15 protein-coding genes are annotated in these 14,790 nt (G+C 63.7%); 8 read left to right on the top strand and 7 right to left on the bottom strand.

Going from position 1 to position 14,790, the window contains the following annotated elements; translation table 11 throughout:
• Positions 1–7: 7 nt before the first annotated feature.
• Positions 8–793, bottom strand: coding sequence for an IclR family transcriptional regulator (locus FJ940_RS04715; RefSeq protein ID WP_140497617.1), 786 nt, complete (start codon positions 791–793; stop codon positions 8–10).
• A 168-nt stretch (positions 794–961) separates the two neighbouring features.
• Between FJ940_RS04715 and FJ940_RS04710 the strand changes: the two genes are divergently transcribed.
• The 8 genes from FJ940_RS04710 to FJ940_RS04675 all read left to right on the top strand — a co-directional run bounded on the left by FJ940_RS04710 (position 962) and on the right by FJ940_RS04675 (position 8,271).
• Complete coding sequence (locus tag FJ940_RS04710; protein ID WP_140655549.1) at positions 962–2,281, top strand: sugar ABC transporter substrate-binding protein; 1,320 nt, start codon at positions 962–964, stop codon at positions 2,279–2,281.
• 145 nt (positions 2,282–2,426) lie between these two features.
• Entirely contained in the window at positions 2,427–3,323 is an 897-nt protein-coding gene (locus FJ940_RS04705; protein WP_140514521.1) for a sugar ABC transporter permease, read from the top strand.
• The gene (locus FJ940_RS04700; RefSeq protein WP_140564375.1) at positions 3,323–4,189 is read left to right on the top strand and encodes a carbohydrate ABC transporter permease; all 867 of its coding nucleotides are present in this window, start codon (positions 3,323–3,325) and stop codon (positions 4,187–4,189) included. Before FJ940_RS04705 ends, FJ940_RS04700 begins: the two co-directional genes overlap by 1 nt.
• Before the next feature lie 4 nt (positions 4,190–4,193).
• Positions 4,194–5,291 (top strand): sn-glycerol-3-phosphate ABC transporter ATP-binding protein UgpC, encoded by a 1,098-nt coding sequence (gene ugpC / locus FJ940_RS04695; protein WP_140555594.1) that lies wholly within the window; start codon positions 4,194–4,196, stop codon positions 5,289–5,291.
• A gap of 4 nt (positions 5,292–5,295) precedes the next feature.
• Positions 5,296–6,408 (top strand): mandelate racemase/muconate lactonizing enzyme family protein, encoded by a 1,113-nt coding sequence (locus FJ940_RS04690; RefSeq protein WP_140497607.1) that lies wholly within the window; start codon positions 5,296–5,298, stop codon positions 6,406–6,408.
• Positions 6,409–6,418: 10 nt separating this feature from the next.
• Entirely contained in the window at positions 6,419–6,748 is a 330-nt protein-coding gene (locus tag FJ940_RS04685) for an L-rhamnose mutarotase (protein ID WP_140629016.1), read from the top strand.
• The gene (locus tag FJ940_RS04680; RefSeq protein WP_140655546.1) at positions 6,741–7,817 is read left to right on the top strand and encodes a Gfo/Idh/MocA family oxidoreductase; all 1,077 of its coding nucleotides are present in this window, start codon (positions 6,741–6,743) and stop codon (positions 7,815–7,817) included. The genes FJ940_RS04685 and FJ940_RS04680 overlap by 8 nt, the downstream gene beginning before the upstream one ends.
• Before the next feature lie 7 nt (positions 7,818–7,824).
• On the top strand, positions 7,825–8,271 hold the full coding sequence (locus FJ940_RS04675) for a MaoC/PaaZ C-terminal domain-containing protein (RefSeq protein WP_140655543.1): 447 nt from the start codon (positions 7,825–7,827) through the stop codon (positions 8,269–8,271).
• A 7-nt stretch (positions 8,272–8,278) separates the two neighbouring features.
• Here FJ940_RS04675 and FJ940_RS04670 read toward each other — a convergent pair whose 3' ends face one another.
• The 6 genes from FJ940_RS04670 to FJ940_RS04645 form a co-directional block, all read right to left on the bottom strand.
• On the bottom strand, positions 8,279–9,076 hold the full coding sequence (locus tag FJ940_RS04670) for an ABC transporter permease subunit (protein WP_140655540.1): 798 nt from the start codon (positions 9,074–9,076) through the stop codon (positions 8,279–8,281).
• Positions 9,077–9,078: 2 nt separating this feature from the next.
• Complete coding sequence (locus FJ940_RS04665) at positions 9,079–9,936, bottom strand: 2-aminoethylphosphonate ABC transporter permease subunit (RefSeq protein WP_140655537.1); 858 nt, start codon at positions 9,934–9,936, stop codon at positions 9,079–9,081.
• Entirely contained in the window at positions 9,929–11,041 is a 1,113-nt protein-coding gene (locus FJ940_RS04660) for an ATP-binding cassette domain-containing protein (protein ID WP_246670978.1), read from the bottom strand. The genes FJ940_RS04665 and FJ940_RS04660 overlap by 8 nt, the downstream gene beginning before the upstream one ends.
• Before the next feature lie 59 nt (positions 11,042–11,100).
• Positions 11,101–12,129 (bottom strand): 2-aminoethylphosphonate ABC transporter substrate-binding protein, encoded by a 1,029-nt coding sequence (locus FJ940_RS04655; RefSeq protein ID WP_140655534.1) that lies wholly within the window; start codon positions 12,127–12,129, stop codon positions 11,101–11,103.
• A gap of 257 nt (positions 12,130–12,386) precedes the next feature.
• Positions 12,387–13,397, bottom strand: a complete 1,011-nt coding sequence (locus FJ940_RS04650) for an NAD(P)-dependent oxidoreductase (protein ID WP_140623732.1) — start codon at positions 13,395–13,397, stop codon at positions 12,387–12,389.
• A 2-nt stretch (positions 13,398–13,399) separates the two neighbouring features.
• Positions 13,400–14,758 (bottom strand): aspartate aminotransferase family protein, encoded by a 1,359-nt coding sequence (locus tag FJ940_RS04645; RefSeq protein WP_140555608.1) that lies wholly within the window; start codon positions 14,756–14,758, stop codon positions 13,400–13,402.
• Positions 14,759–14,790: the final 32 nt, after the last annotated feature.

Raw genomic sequence — 14,790 nt, 5'->3', positions numbered from 1 at the left:
ATAAGAATTACGCCGATGAACCGACGGCCGACCCGGCCAGACGCGATAGCTTCTCACATGTGGCCAGCAGCAGTTCGATGGTGCGGGTCATGTCCGGCGCGGACGGTGCGTTGACGACGGTAATGTAAGGAATCGAAAGCGCCGCGATGGCCTTGCCGTCGGAGCCGCGCACCGGTGCCGACAGATTGTAGACGCCGGCAGTCTGCATCGAGGCCATCATCTCATATCCCCGTTCCCTGATCTGGTCGAGACGGGCAAAGAACTCGGGCGGCTGCGCCGTATTGTCGGTGCTGCGGACATGTTCGGAGATCATCATCTGGCGCTCCTCCTGCGAACGGAAAGCGAGCAGCACATGTCCCGAACCGGTGTCGAACAGGCTGATGTGGGCACCGACCCGGATCGAGATGCCCCAGTAGTTCGGCGCCTCCTGCTGGCCAATCACCACGGCCGAACCGCGATCGAAAACAACAAGTTGGTTGGCCTGCTGCGACGTCTCCGCCAGCTCCCGCATCAACGGCGTCGCGTAGGAAACCAGCCGCCGCACCGGCGCGTGCAGTTGCGCCAGGCCGAACAGCTTGAGCGTCAGTGAATACCGGTCACCGTCGAGCCGCGTGACATAGCCGCGCCGCACCAGCCGGTCCAGCATGCGGTAGAACTCGTTGGGGCTGCGGTCGAGCTTCTTGGCGATTTCCGCCTGCGTCAGGCCGCCGTCGACGCCGGCCAGCAGTTCCAGGATGTCGAGCCCCTTGTCGAGCGCAGGCGCGCGATACCGCTCGTCTTCGCTGTCATCCATGGGCGTTCCCTCCAGTGAAATCGATTCTTCATATACGCAGGAACGCCGCCGACGGAAACAAATTTCGCCTTGACGTTTCTATGAATGTTTTGTTTGTATATGAATGTAGCGCTTCTTGTCATCAGACGAGTTGCGGTCGCCGCCAAGGCGCACCCAGGGAGGATACCAATGAACAGACTGCTTTCCGGCGTGTGCGCCGGCGCTTTGTTGCTCGCGTCAGGCGCAGGCGCAGCCCTTGCCGGCGACCTGCCCGGCAAGTTCGAAGGCGTCACCGTCGACGTGAAGCTGATCGGCGGCCAGCAATATGAAAAGCTCTACGAGCGCATCCCCGAATGGGAGAAGGCGACCGGCGCCAAGGTCAACATCCTGACCAAGAAGAACGGCTTCGACATCGACAAGGAGTTGAAGTCCGACATCGCCTCGGGCAGCACCAACTGGTGCGTCGGCTGGAACCATTCCTCCTTCGCGCCGCAGTATACCGGCCTCTATACCGACCTCAGCAAATTGCTGCCCAAGGAAGAGATCGACGCCTTCGTGCCATCGACGATCAAGGCGGCGACCATAGATGGCAAGCTGGAGATGCTGCCGCGCGCGCAGTTCGACGTCTCTGCCCTCTACTACCAGAAGAGCCTCTACGAGAACGCCGACAACAAGGCCAAGTTCAAGGCGAAATACGGCTATGATCTGGTGCCGCCGGACACCTGGAAGGAAGTCACCGACCAGGCCGAGTTCTTCGCCAACCCGCCCAACTTCTACGGCACGCAGTTCGCCGGTAAAGAAGAGGCGATCAACGGCCGCTTCTACGAGATGGTGGTGGCCGAGGGCGGCGAGTATCTCGACAAGGACGGCAAGCCGGTCTTCAACTCCGAAGCCGGCGTGCGGGCGCTCGACTGGTTCGTCAACCTCTACAAGGCCAAGGCCGTGCCGGCCGGAACCACCAACTATCTCTGGGACGATCTGGGCCAGGGTTTTGCCTCGGGCACCGTCGCCATCAACTTGGACTGGCCGGGCTGGGCCGGCTTCTTCAACGATCCGAAGTCGTCGAAGGTCGCCGGCAATGTCGGCGTCAAGGTCGCGCCGAAAGGCTCGTCCGGCAAGCGCACCGGCTGGTCCGGTTTCCATGGCTTCTCGGTTACCGAGAACTGCCCGAACAAGGAGGCCGCGGCATCGCTGGTGTGGTGGCTGACCAACGAGGACAGCCAGAAGCTGGAAGCCGCCGCGGGCCCGCTGCCGACCCGCACCGCGGTCTGGGACTGGGACCTGAAGCAGGCCGAAAACGATCCTTACAAGAAGGAGGTCCTCTCCGCCTTCCAGGAAGAAGCCAAGCACGCCTTCGCGGTGCCGCAGACGCCTGAATGGATCGAGATCTCGAACGCCGTCTATCCCGAATTGCAGGCGGCGATCCTCGGCGACAAGACGTCCAAGCAGGCGCTCGACGAAGCCGCCGCCAAGGCGACGCAAATCCTCGAAGACGCCGGCAAGCTGTAGAACCGCTCCCAAGGCCGCCTCCCCCATCAGTCATGGGGGAGGCGCTCGCGTTTTAGGGCGCGCACTGCCTCGGGTGTTCCACGATGACGATGCCTGCCCCGCCCGGCTCGACAGGCGGCAATCGAATGCAACTCACAGGGTCCCAATGAAGGGCTTCAAGCCATCCGCGCCATTCCTGCTGCTGCTTCCGGCGATGATCGTGCTGGCGGCGGTCGTCGTGGTGCCGTTGCTTTTGTCGCTCTATTCCAGCTTCACGCCGTTCCGCCTGACCAAGCCCGAAACGTTCTTCGTCTTTGTCGGCTTCCGCAATTATCTCTCGATCCTGGCGAACGCCGATTTCTGGTGGGCGTTCGGCCGCACGGTTCTGTTGCTGACCATCGCGCTCAATCTCGAAATGCTGCTGGGCCTCGGCCTCGCCATGCTGGTCGAAAAGGCGACGCGCGGCCAGCGCATCCTGCGCACGCTGATGATGTTTCCGATGATGTTCTCGCCGATCCTCGTCGGCTTCCAGTTCAAGTTCATGTTCAACGACAATATCGGCCTGGTGAACAACGCCCTGCAATCGCTCGGCATCACCAGGGATGCCATTGCGTGGCTGATCGAAGGCCATCTCGCCTTCATCGCCATCTCGATCGCCGAGATCTGGTCGTCGACGGCGATCTTCGCCATCCTGATCCTCGCCGGGCTGCTCGCCATGCCCAAGGAGCCAATCGAGGCGGCGCGCGTCGACGGCTGCACGCCGTGGCAGACATTCCGCTATGTGACCTGGCCGTTCGTCATGCCTTTCGCCTACATCGCCATGACCATCCGTTCGCTCGACGTCGCGCGCGCCTATGACATCGTCAAGATCATGACCGATGGCGGGCCGGCCGGCCGCACCGAGCTGTTGTGGACGCTGGTGGCGCGCACCGCTTACAGCGACGGGCGGATGGGCATGGCCAACGCCATGGCCTATTTCTCGATCCTGCTGTCGATCGCCTTCACCGTCTACTTCTTCAACAAGCTCGCCGCGGCGCGCACGCAGATCGGCGCGGAGTGGTGATGGACGAGAATTCTTCCGCCCGCCTCAAGCGCCGGCTGCTGGGCATCGCCTATCGCATCGGCCTGTTCCTGGCGATGCTGACCATCTGCCTGCCCGGCCTGTGGATCGTGCTTTCGTCGCTGCGGCCGACGGTGGAGATCATGGCCAAGCCGCCGGTGTGGATCCCGCAGCAGATCTCGTTCGACGCCTATGTCGCGATGTTCTCAGGGATCGGCAAGGGCGGCATCCCGGTCATAGAATACTTCCGCAACTCGCTGATCATCTCGGTGACCTCGACGGTGATCGCAGTGGCCATCGGCATGGCCGGCGGCTATGCCTTCGCGCGCTACCGTTTCCGCGGCAAGTCGGGCGTCTTCCTCGGCCTGATGCTGACGCGCACGGTGCCGGGTATCGCGCTCTCGCTGCCGCTGTTCTTCCTTTATGTCAGGCTCGGCATCATCGACACGCATTTCGGACTGATCCTGGCCTATGTCGCGCTCAACGTGCCGTTCACCATCTGGCTGATCGACGGCTTCTTCCGCCAGGTGCCGAAGGACCTCGCGGAAGCCGCCCAGATCGACGGCTGCACCCGCTGGCAGGCCTTCTGGCAGGTCGAGTTCCCGCTTGCCGGGCCCGGCATCGCCTCCGCCGCGATCTTTGCTTTCCTGACCTGCTGGAACGAGTTCGCGCTGGCCTCGCAGCTGACCCGCTCGGTCAGCGCCAAGACGCTGCCGGTCGGCCTGCTCGACTACACGGCCGAATTCACCATCGACTGGCGCGGCATGTGCGCGCTCGCCGTGGTGATGATCATCCCGGCGCTCACCCTCACCTACATCGTCCAGAAACACCTTGTCGGCGGCTTGACCTCCGGCGCGGTGAAAGGCTGATCCCATGGCAACGGTTTCCCTCCAAAAGCTGACCAAGCGCTACGGCAATGTCGGGATCGTGCACGGCATCGACCTCGACATTGCGGACCGCGAATTCATCGCGCTGGTCGGCCCCTCCGGCTGCGGCAAGTCGACGACGCTCAGGATGATCGCAGGGCTGGAAGAGATCAGCGCCGGCTCGATCGAGATCGGCGGCCGCGTCGTCAACGATTTGCCGCCGCGTTCGCGCAACATCTCGATGGTGTTCCAGTCCTACGCGCTTTATCCCCACATGACGGTGCGCGAGAACCTCGGCTTCTCCCTGAAGATTGCCGGGGCCGCCAAGGAGGATATGGAGCGCCGCGTCGCCGAAGCCTCGGCCATCCTCGGCCTCGACACGCTGCTCGACCGTCGCCCGTCGCAACTTTCCGGCGGCCAGCGCCAGCGCGTCGCCATGGGCCGCGCCATCGTACGCGATCCCGACGTGTTCCTGTTCGACGAGCCGCTTTCAAATCTCGACGCCAAACTGCGCACGCAGATGCGGACCGAAATCAAGAAGCTGCACGCCAAGGTGCGGTCGACGGTGATCTATGTCACCCATGACCAGGTCGAGGCGATGACGCTTGCCGACCGCATCGTCATCATGCGCGACGGCCATATCGAACAGGTCGGCACCCCAGACGAGGTGTTCCGACGGCCGGCGACGCGGTTCGTCGCGGGCTTCATCGGCTCGCCGCCGATGAACCTGCACGAGGCGACGATCGATGACGGCCAGCTGGTTTTCGCCAGCGGCGAAAAGCTGCCATTGCCTAGCCAATTCAAAGCCAATGTCGCCAGGGGTAACAAGGTGGTGTTCGGGTTGCGGCCCGACGACATCTACCCGACCGGCCATGGTATCAGTTCCGGTGGTGCCGCAGACGTCCACCAGATCGAATTGCCGATCACGGTCACCGAACCACTCGGCAACGAGACGCTGGTGTTCGTCGAGTTCAATGGCGCAGACTGGGTTTCGCGCATGCTGAACCCAAGAGCTTTGAGATCGGGCGAGCGGGTGGCCATGAGCCTCGACCTGTCGCAGGCGCACCTGTTTGCCGCCGACACGGGAAAGTCATTGCGGAGCTGACGACATGGCCACGATCGAAAAGATAGAACTGCGGATGGTGGACCTTGTGCCGAAGGTCAAGCGCACGGACGCGATCCAGAGTTTCGTCAGCCAGGAAACGCCTCTCGTCACGATCACCGATTCCGACGGCGCCGTCGGCACCGGCTACAGCTACACGATCGGCACCGGCGGCTCGTCCGTGATGCGGCTCTTGTCCGACCATCTGGCGCCGCGCCTGATCGGCCGCGACCCCGACATGATCGAGGCGATCTGGCACGATCTCGAATTCGCCACACACGCCACCACGATCGGCGCGATCACGGCCATCGCGATCGCGGCGATCGACACCGCGCTTTGGGACCTGCGGGCGAAGAAGCAGGGGCTGCCTCTGTGGAAGCTGGCGGGCGGCGCCAAGGACCGCTGCCCGCTCTACACGACGGAGGGCGGCTGGCTGCACATCGAGACGCAGGCGCTGGTCGATGACGCGCTGGCCGCGAAGGCCAAGGGATTTCGCGGCTCGAAGGTGAAGATCGGCAAACCGCACGGATCGGAAGATCTGGCGCGGCTGGCGGCGGTGCGCAAGGCGGTGGGCGACGGCTACGAGATCATGACCGACGCCAATCAGGGATTCTCCGTCGACGAAGCGATCCGCCGCGCAGCGAGGCTGCGTGAACTCGATCTCGCCTGGATCGAGGAGCCGCTGCCGGCCGACGACATCGATGGCCATGTCAGGCTGTCGAATTCGACGCAGACGCCGATTGCCATCGGCGAGTCGCTCTATTCCATCAGGCATTTCCGCGAATACATGCAGAAAGGCGCCTCTTCGATCGTGCAAGTCGATGTCGGTCGCATTGGCGGTATCACGCCCTGGCTAAAGGTGGCGCATGCGGCGGAGGCCTTCGACATCCCGGTCTGTCCGCATTTCCTGATGGAATTGCATGTCAGCCTCACCTGCGCTGTTCAGAACGGCCGGTATGTCGAGTACATTCCGCAGCTTGACCAGTTGACCGGCAAGCGCATGCGCATCGAGGATGGGCACGCTCTGGCACCCGAGGAGCCAGGCATCGGCATCGATTGGGACTGGGACGCGGTCAAGGCCATGAGCATCGCCGAATTCACCACGGCGATCACGAAATAGGGGAACGAACATGCAGCGGATGGGAATGGTTCTGGGACTGAAGCCGGAAAAGGTCGAGGAGTATGTGCGCCTCCATGCCGCCGTCTGGCCCGACGTGCTGACCATGATCTCGGCCTGCAACATCAAGAACTATTCGATCTACCTGAAACGGCCGGAGAACCTGCTGTTTGCCTATTTCGAATACCACGGCACCGACTATGCCGCCGACATGGCCAAGATGGCGGCAGACCCGAAAACACAGGAATGGTGGGCCCTCTGCATGCCTTGCCAGGAGCCGCTGGCGACCCGCAAGGAGAGCGAATGGTGGGCTTCGATGGACGAGGTCTTCCATCATGACTGAAGGCGGTTTCGACCCTGCCTCACTCATCCAGTCCTGGCCCAAGCCTACAAAGCCCCGGCCGATCGTCACCTTCGGCGCAGGTTCGATTGTCGGCGATGCCCATTTTCCCGCCTACCGGAAGGCCGAGTTTCCGGTTGCCGGCCTCTATGATCCGGACCAGGCCAAGGCGCGGACGTTGGCCGAGAAATGGGGTGTCACCGCATTCCGCTCCGTGGAAGAAGCCGCCGGAATCAACGATGCGATCTTCGATCTCGCGACACCGCCCGGTCGGCATGCCGAGATCCTGAAGGCGCTTCCCGAGGGGGCGGTCGCACTGATCCAGAAGCCGATGGGCAACTATCTCGGCGAGGCAACCGAAATCCTCGAAATCTGCCGCGCCAGGAAGCTCAAGGCTGCGGTGAATTTCCAATTGCGTTTCGCGCCGATGATGCTGGCGCTCAAGGACGCCATCGCCAAGGGATGGCTCGGCGAGGTCGTCGACTTCGATGCCTGGCTGGCGCTGGCGACACCTTGGGAACTGTGGGAATTCCTGCTCAAGGCGCCGCGCGTCGAGATCGCGATGCATTCGATCCACTATCTCGACCTCGTCAGGCAATTGCTGGGCGAACCCAAAGGGGTGCACGCCAAGACGCTCGGCCACCCCAACCATACCGTGGCTCAGACGCGCACCAGCGCCATCCTCGACTATGGCGACACCGTGCGCTGCGCGCTGTCGATCAACCATGACCACAAGTTCGGGCGCCGGCACCAGGCCTGCGAATTCCGCATCGGCGGCACCGAGGGCGCGGCCTATCTCAAACTCGGCCTCAACCTCGACTATCCCCGCGGCGAACCGGACGTCCTGGAAATATACCCGAAAGGCGGGACGGATTGGATTGCCGTGCCACTCGCAGGCGAATGGTTCCCCGATGCCTTTGTCGGGCGTATGGCCAATGTCCAGCGTTTTGCTTGCGGAGAAGACGACGAGCTGGTCAGCTCGGTCGAGGACGCCTGGAACACGATGGCGCTGGTGGAAGCCGCCTATAAATCGAGTGCGGCGCCGGCGACGCCGCTGGCCGAAAAGCCATAGGCGGGACATGGAACAGATCACCTATTTCGAGGACTACGAGATCGGCTCCTCGCGGCTGACCAGCGGCCGCACCATTACCGAGACCGATTTCGTCGTCCATTCCGGCCACACCGGCGATTTCTTTCCGCACCACATGGACGCCGAGTTCATGAAGACGACGCCGTTCGGCCAGCGCATCGCGCACGGCACGCTGGTGTTCTCGGTCGGCATCGGACTGACGGCAAGCGTCGTCAATCCCGTTGCCTTCTCCTATGGCTATGATCGGCTGCGTTTCATCAAGCCGGTGTTCATCGGCGACACGATCCGCACGCGCACCACCATCGCAGCCAAGCAGGACGATCCGAAGCGGCCGGCCGCGGGCCGGGTCATCGAACGCTGCGAGGTGATCAACCAGCGCGACGAAGTGGTGTTGGCCGCGGATCACATCTACATCGTCGAACGCAAACCCGGCTGAGGCAGCGCTACGATCCGGTGGCGCGCGCGGTGATGCGCTCCAGACCGAGCAGCAGCGCCAGGGTCGCCATCACCAGGATCATGGTGAGCGCTGCTCCCGCAAAGATGTCGCCTCGGTCGGTGAGGCTGAAGATCGACACCGGCAGCGTCACCCAACCCGGCGGATAGACCATCACGGTGGCGCCGAGTTCACCCATCGACAGTGCGAAGCTGAGCCCGAACGCTGCGACCAGATGGGGTGCGAGCAGAGGCAAGGTGACGTGCCAGAGGCGGTAGGCCGGCCGCGCGCCGAGGCTCGATGCCACCTGCTCGAAGTCGGGCGAGAGCCGCGCCAGTCCGGCCGACACATTGCCGAAGGTGAAGGCCGATATCAGCACGAAATGCGCGATCATGACGATCGCGATCGTACCGTTGAGCAGCAGCGGCGGATGGCTGAAGGCGACCAGCAGGCCAAGGCCGACGGAGACCGAAGGCACGGCGCTGGGGACGAAGAACAACAGGCCCAGCAGGCGCCGCAGCGCATGCCCCTGGACCCGCAGCGACAGCGCCGCCCAGGTGCCGCTGACCAGCGCCAGCGCGCTGGCTGCAAAACCGGTGAGAAGGCTCGCCTTGACCGCATCGCCGGCCGCGCCATGCAAGACGTCGCTGTAGTGTTCCGTCGTCAGGCTGCTCGGCAGCACCCCGTTCCACTGGCCGGCAAGGCTGGACAGGAGAATGACCGCAAGCGGCGCCAGGAACAGCACACCGAAGATCAGCGCGAAGAGGAGCCACAGAACGAGGCGACCGGAGCGGGACCAAACCAGCATGGCTAGACCCCCAGCCGGCCGGCTGCGAAACGATAGAGCCCGAACAGGCCGAGCGACAGCGCGATGTTGATCAGGGCGATGATGCAGGCGACCTGATAGGCCGATTCCTGGATCGCCTTGCCATAGATCAGCAGCGGCAGCGTGATGACCCCCTTGGCGCCGATGAACAGCACGATGCCGAACTCGTTGACGGTGAGCAGCAGGCAGAGGCTCCCGCCGGCAATGAGTGCCGGGATGGCGGCCGGCAGGATGATTTGGCGCACGATGCGGAACGACCGCGCGCCGAGCACGCTTGCCGCTTCGATCTGGCCGCGGTCCACCAGCGAGAAGGCGGCAAGCAGCGGCCGCAGGATGAACGGCGTGTAGACAGTGACCTCGGCCAGCACCACGCCCCAGCCCGAATAGAGAAAATCGACGGGCGGCGACGGCAGTGAAAAGGTCTCCATCAGCCCTGCGTTGAGCATGCCTGCGGAGCCGTAGAGGAAGGTGAAGGCGAGCGTCACCAGGAAGGTCGGCAATGCGATGAAGGTGTCGATCAGCCTGGCAATGAAGCCGCTGCCGGGGAACGGAACGAAGGCCAGGATCAGTGCCAGCACGAGACCGACGATCAGGCACCCGGCAGTCGCGGTAACCGAAATCGTCACCGTGTTGATCAGCGCGTTGAGGAAGAAGCGCGAATGCAGGACGCGGATCACTTCGGCGACATTGGCAACGCCGCTGTCGTCCAGGAAGGCCTGCCGGGCGATGAGCGCCAGCGGATAGAGGAACAGCAGGGCCAAGAGTGCGGCCGGCGGCACGATCCAGAATCTGCCAGGCTCTCTCCTGACCGCTGGCGAGGCGATAGCGACAGCCTCAGACACCGGCGTCTTCCGGAACGAGCGAGGTGTCGGTGGGCGCGAAGAACAGCGGCACCTTGGCGCCGGGTTCCGGCAGGGCCATCGGCAGTCTCGTCGCCGAGACGCGCACCGTCGTGCCGTCGACATCGAGCACGAGATGGGTGAGTTCGCCTTGCCAGTGCACCTCCAGGAGCGTGCCGACAATGCGATTGGTATGGTCGCCATCGGCCGTCAGGCTGAGGTGCTGGGGCCTGATACAAAGCAGGCTCTTGTCGCCGGCCTTCTCGTCACGGCCGGTGCCCATCAGCACCGCGTCGCCATGCCTTGCCGCGGCAAAACCCTTGGAGCCGGCAGCCTCGGCAATGGTGACCGGCAGGAGATTGGCGCGGCCGAGGAACTCGGCGGTGAAGCGGTTGGGCGGGCGGCGATAGAGCTCGGTCGTCGGTCCATGCGAACAGACCGAGCCGTCGCGCATGATGGCGATCTTGTCGGCGAGGGTGAGCGCCTCTGTCTGGTCGTGAGTGACATAGAGGATCGTCAGGCCCGGCAGGCTGCGGTGCAGCCTGGCGATCTCCTCGACCATATTGCGGCGGATCTGTGCGTCCAGCGCCGAAAGCGGCTCGTCAAGCAGCAGCACGCGGGGCCGCACGGCAAGAGCGCGCGCAATCGCGACACGCTGCTGCTGGCCGCCGGAAAGCTCGCGCGGATAACGTGCTGCATAGGCAGCCATGCCGACGGTGCCGAGCGCATCCTTGACCCGCTCGGCGATCAGCGCCTTGTCGGCGCCCTGAGCCCTGAGGCCGAAGGCGACGTTGTCCTCGACCCGCATATGCGGAAACAGCGCGTAGTTCTGGACCACCATGCCGAGCCCACGCTCATAAGGCGGCAGATCGGTCACATCCGTCGCGCCAATGCGGATTCGTCCGCTTCTCGGCCGCACGAAGCCGGCCACCGCCCGCAAGGCGGTGGTCTTGCCGGAGCCGGACGGGCCGATCATCGCCAGGATCTCGCCGGGAGCAATATCCAGGGTCAGCGGATGCAGAACGACATGCGCGCCATAGGCGACAACGACCTTGTCGAAATGGACGTTGGAGCCGGCGCCGCGAACCTTCGCGGCGTCGATGTCCATGACACTGGTCCCAGTAAAAGCGGCGGCCGACATGGCATGGTCCTCCGGATTGGCAGGGATCAACTTCCGGTCGCTTCGTTCCACCGCTTGACGTAGTCGGGCAGCTTGGCCAGAGCGTCATCCCAGTTCGGCGACCAGATGGTCAGGCCCTTCATCGCCTCTTGCGCCTTCGCGAAATTGGCGTCGTTCGGCGTCACATCCTTGCGGGCCGGCAGGCCAAGAGCCACGGAACTGACCTTCGACTGAGCTTCCTTTGAGAGCAGGAAGTCGATCAGCTTCTTGCCGTTGTCGGCATTGGGCGCGCCGGTTACCAGGCCGATCTCATAGGGCAGCGCAAAGGTGGAGCGCACGCCGTTAGGCCCCGCCGGCCAGAACACCTTGATGTTGGGATTGTCGGCCATTTGCGACATGTTCATCTGCAAATCGCCGTTGGCGACATGCAGCTCGCCCTTGTTGACCAGCGCCGTCAGCTTGCCGGTCGAAGCGGAGGGGCCGACATTGTTGTCCTGCAATTTCCTCATGAACTCGAAACCTGCATCCTCGCCGCCGAAGGCATGGATGATCTGCAGCATGACAGCGGTGCCGTCGCCGGCCTGGCCGGGCGTCGAGTATTGGATCTTGCCCTTGAATTTCGGGTCCAGCAGATCGTCGTAGCTCTTCGGCGCTTCCGAAAGCACGGCGCTGTTGTAGATGAAGTTCATGTAGTTGTTGACCAGCGGCCGGTATTTGTCGGTGCCGCCGTCGATCTGGTCCGCCCCTTCGGGCTTGTAATCCTGCAGCAGGCCGCCGGCGGCGGCGCGCTGCACGAAGGGCGGCAATGTCACCAGCACGTCCGCTTGCGGGTTCGACTTCTCCTTGGCGACACGCTCAACGACACCGCCCGAACCAGCCTCGATATACTGCACTTTTATGCCGGTGGCCTTGGTGAAGGCGGCGAACTCGGTTTCGAACCAGCTGCCGTTGCCGTCATGCAGGCCATCGGCGGAGTAGATGGTGACGACGCCATCCGCCATCGCCGGTCCGATGAGGGCAGCCGACGCCAGCAACGCGGCGAAAGCCGCGACCATGGTTGCGTTGCGTGATTTCATGTCCAGTTCCCCTTTTTTGATTGATGGCACATTCTGCGATGCACTGTGGCGACCGCGCCGGCTGCTTCTGCTTCGATGGGTGCCGGCAGCGTCGTCGTTAAGTGCAACTCTGGGGATTGGGAATCGATAAGTAAAATCTATTTATTTTATGATAGGCAAACTTCATCTGATAGTTGTCATGGAACCGTCGCAGTCATGTCGCGAACATATTTCGGCCTGCTCAGGGCAGGCCGTCGAAGCGTTTGAGCAGGTGATGATCAGACGAATGAAACGCCAGAAGTCTGCGCCCGCAACCGCGGGTCGGACGAGCGCACGATCACCGGCCGGCCGTCGAGAATCTCAAAGCAGCGCGCGAGCGTGTCGTCCTCGAGCCGGCGCATCGCCTGATGCGTAAAGAAGGTGAGGTGCGGGAACAGGATGACGTCGTCGCGGCCGAAAAGCGCGCCCATCGGATGGCCCGACTTGGCCAGCGGCTCGACCGAATAGACGTCGAGCCCGGCGCCGCCGATGCGCTCGGAAACGATCGCCTCGACAAGGGCCGCCTCGTCGATGAGCGCGCCGCGCGAGACGTTGACGATGATGGCGGAAGGCTTGAGGCAGGCGAGTTCAGCCTTGCCGATCAGGCCGCGCGTGCTGTCGTTCAGCACGCAATGGATTGAGACGAAGTCGCAGGCGCGAAGCATTGCCTGGAGGTCGTCGGCTTTTTCGATGCCGGCGGCGCGCATCGTTTCGGCGTCGACACCGGGATCGAAGCCAAGAAGCCGCGCACGAAATCCCTGGCCGGCCATGCGCGCCATGCTGCGGCCAATTTTGCCACAACCGACGATCCCAAGCGTGGCGCCTGAAATGTCGCGTCCCAGCCAGCGCGGCTCGGGCCAGATCCAGCCATCGCGCGATACCGCCGCGGTGATGGCGGGCAGCCGCTTGGCCAGCGCGACCATCATGGCGAAAGCACCTTCGGCGACGGTTTCCTCGGCATATTCGGGCACGTTGACGACGGGGATACCGCGCCGCATGGCAGCGGGGATATCGATGGCGTCGATACCGACGCCATATTTGATGATGCCCTTCAACCTCGGCGCCGCGTCGATCACCTCCGCAGTGACTGGCGTGTAGCACATCAAGAGCAGATCGGCGTCGGCGACCGCGGCTTTGAGCTCCGCCTCGGAAATGCCGTCCGGCAGCGTCACCAGCTCGACACCCCTTGCCCGCAAGCCGGCATCGATGCCTGGGCATTCGAGCTCGCGGTCGGTGCGGACGGCCTTCACGGTCAGGCCGCCAGCACGGCGCGTTCGACGATATCGAGCGCACGGTCGAGGTCGGCTTTCGAAATCACCAGCGGCGGCGACAGCGTCAGCACGTTGCCGTGGCTGACCTTGAAGCTCAGCCCCCGTTCGAGGCAGGCATAGAAGACGCGTTCGGCAAGATCGCGCGCGGGCTGGCGCGAGGTACGGTCCTCGACAAGTTCGACGCCGACCATCAGTCCCCTGCCCCTGACATCGCCGACATGGGGCGAACGCCCCATCAGATCCTGCATGCGTCCCAGCATATGCCGGCCAAGCTCGGCCGCACGCTCGACCAGTCCTTCTTCCAGGATGATATCGATCGTCGTCAGCGCCGCGCGCGTCGTCACCGGGTTCTTCTCGTGGGTGTAGTGACCGATGGCAAAACCGCCGGTGACGTCGAGATCGCGGCGGGCGATGACAGCGGCGATCGGCAGGATGCCGCCGCCGAGCGACTTGCCGAGAACGACGATGTCCGGCGTCACGCCGTCATGCTCATGGGCGAAGAATTTTCCGGTCTTGCCAAGGCCGGTCGGGATCTCGTCGAAGATCAGCAGCGTGCCGTGCCGGTCGCAGGCCTCGCGCACCCGATTCCAGAAACCGGGCGGCGGCGGGTTGGGCGTTGCCCGCATCGGCTCGGCGACGACCGCGGCCACATCCTGTTCGCGACCGAGCACATAGGCGATCATGTTGGCGCAGGCGAGCCCGGAGGCTTCCAGGGTGCCGTGGCCGTAAGGACAGCGGTAGCCGTCCCAGGGCGCGACATGTTCGGTGCCGGTCATCATCGGGCCGGCGATATGGGAACGGAAGGTCGCTTCGCCGCCGACGCTTGCGGCACCGAAGCCAGCGCCATGAAAGGCATCCCAGAACGAAACCGTCTTGAAGCGGCCGGTCGCGGCGCGCGCGATCTTCAGCGCCACCTCGATGGCGTCGGAACCGCCTGTCGTGAACAGCACCTTGCCGAGATCGCCGGGCGCCAACTCGGCCAATTTCTCGGCCAGTTCGACAGCGGGTTCGCAGGTGAAGCGGCGCGGCGCAAAACAGAGATCGTCGAGCTGTTTCTTGATCGCGGCGACCAGCTTCGGATGGCCATAGCCGAGATGGTGCACGCTGTTGCCGTGGAAATCCATGAAACGGCGGCCGGCGGTGTCCTCGATCCAGATGCCTTCGGCCTTAGCGATCGTCGAAAGACAAGGGCTGGACAGGCTCTGGTGCATGAAGGCCGAAGCGTCGCGGTCAAGCAGCCCGCGGATGCGTGGATCGTCCTGGCCGGAATCCCAGCGGCTGCGGGCCGCCGTGGTGTTGGAATCGCCCTCGGTATGCACAAGCTCTTTGATCGCGGCCATAACCATCTCCGAAACGCGAATGAGGGAGCGTG

Origin of the sequence: Mesorhizobium sp. B2-3-7 (assembly GCF_006442695.1) — a bacterium.
Lineage (GTDB): Bacteria > Pseudomonadota > Alphaproteobacteria > Rhizobiales > Rhizobiaceae > Mesorhizobium.
This window is presented reverse-complemented; position numbering and strand designations above follow the sequence as displayed.

Excerpts from the sequence above, each read along its gene's own strand:
- FJ940_RS04655 (WP_140655534.1), bottom strand. The coding sequence starts at position 12,129 with ATGAAATCACGCAACGCAACCATGGTCGCGGCTTTCGCCGCGTTGCTG.
- FJ940_RS04705 (WP_140514521.1), top strand. The coding sequence starts at position 2,427 with ATGAAGGGCTTCAAGCCATCCGCGCCATTCCTGCTGCTGCTTCCGGCG.
- FJ940_RS04670 (WP_140655540.1), bottom strand. The coding sequence starts at position 9,076 with ATGCTGGTTTGGTCCCGCTCCGGTCGCCTCGTTCTGTGGCTCCTCTTC.
- FJ940_RS04700 (WP_140564375.1), top strand. The coding sequence starts at position 3,323 with ATGGACGAGAATTCTTCCGCCCGCCTCAAGCGCCGGCTGCTGGGCATC.
- FJ940_RS04675 (WP_140655543.1), top strand. The coding sequence starts at position 7,825 with ATGGAACAGATCACCTATTTCGAGGACTACGAGATCGGCTCCTCGCGG.
- ugpC (WP_140555594.1), top strand. The coding sequence starts at position 4,194 with ATGGCAACGGTTTCCCTCCAAAAGCTGACCAAGCGCTACGGCAATGTC.
- FJ940_RS04685 (WP_140629016.1), top strand. The coding sequence starts at position 6,419 with ATGCAGCGGATGGGAATGGTTCTGGGACTGAAGCCGGAAAAGGTCGAG.
- FJ940_RS04660 (WP_246670978.1), bottom strand. The coding sequence starts at position 11,041 with ATGGACATCGACGCCGCGAAGGTTCGCGGCGCCGGCTCCAACGTCCAT.
- FJ940_RS04715 (WP_140497617.1), bottom strand. The coding sequence starts at position 793 with ATGGATGACAGCGAAGACGAGCGGTATCGCGCGCCTGCGCTCGACAAG.
- FJ940_RS04710 (WP_140655549.1), top strand. The coding sequence starts at position 962 with ATGAACAGACTGCTTTCCGGCGTGTGCGCCGGCGCTTTGTTGCTCGCG.
- FJ940_RS04645 (WP_140555608.1), bottom strand. The coding sequence starts at position 14,758 with ATGGCCGCGATCAAAGAGCTTGTGCATACCGAGGGCGATTCCAACACC.
- FJ940_RS04680 (WP_140655546.1), top strand. The coding sequence starts at position 6,741 with ATGACTGAAGGCGGTTTCGACCCTGCCTCACTCATCCAGTCCTGGCCC.
- FJ940_RS04690 (WP_140497607.1), top strand. The coding sequence starts at position 5,296 with ATGGCCACGATCGAAAAGATAGAACTGCGGATGGTGGACCTTGTGCCG.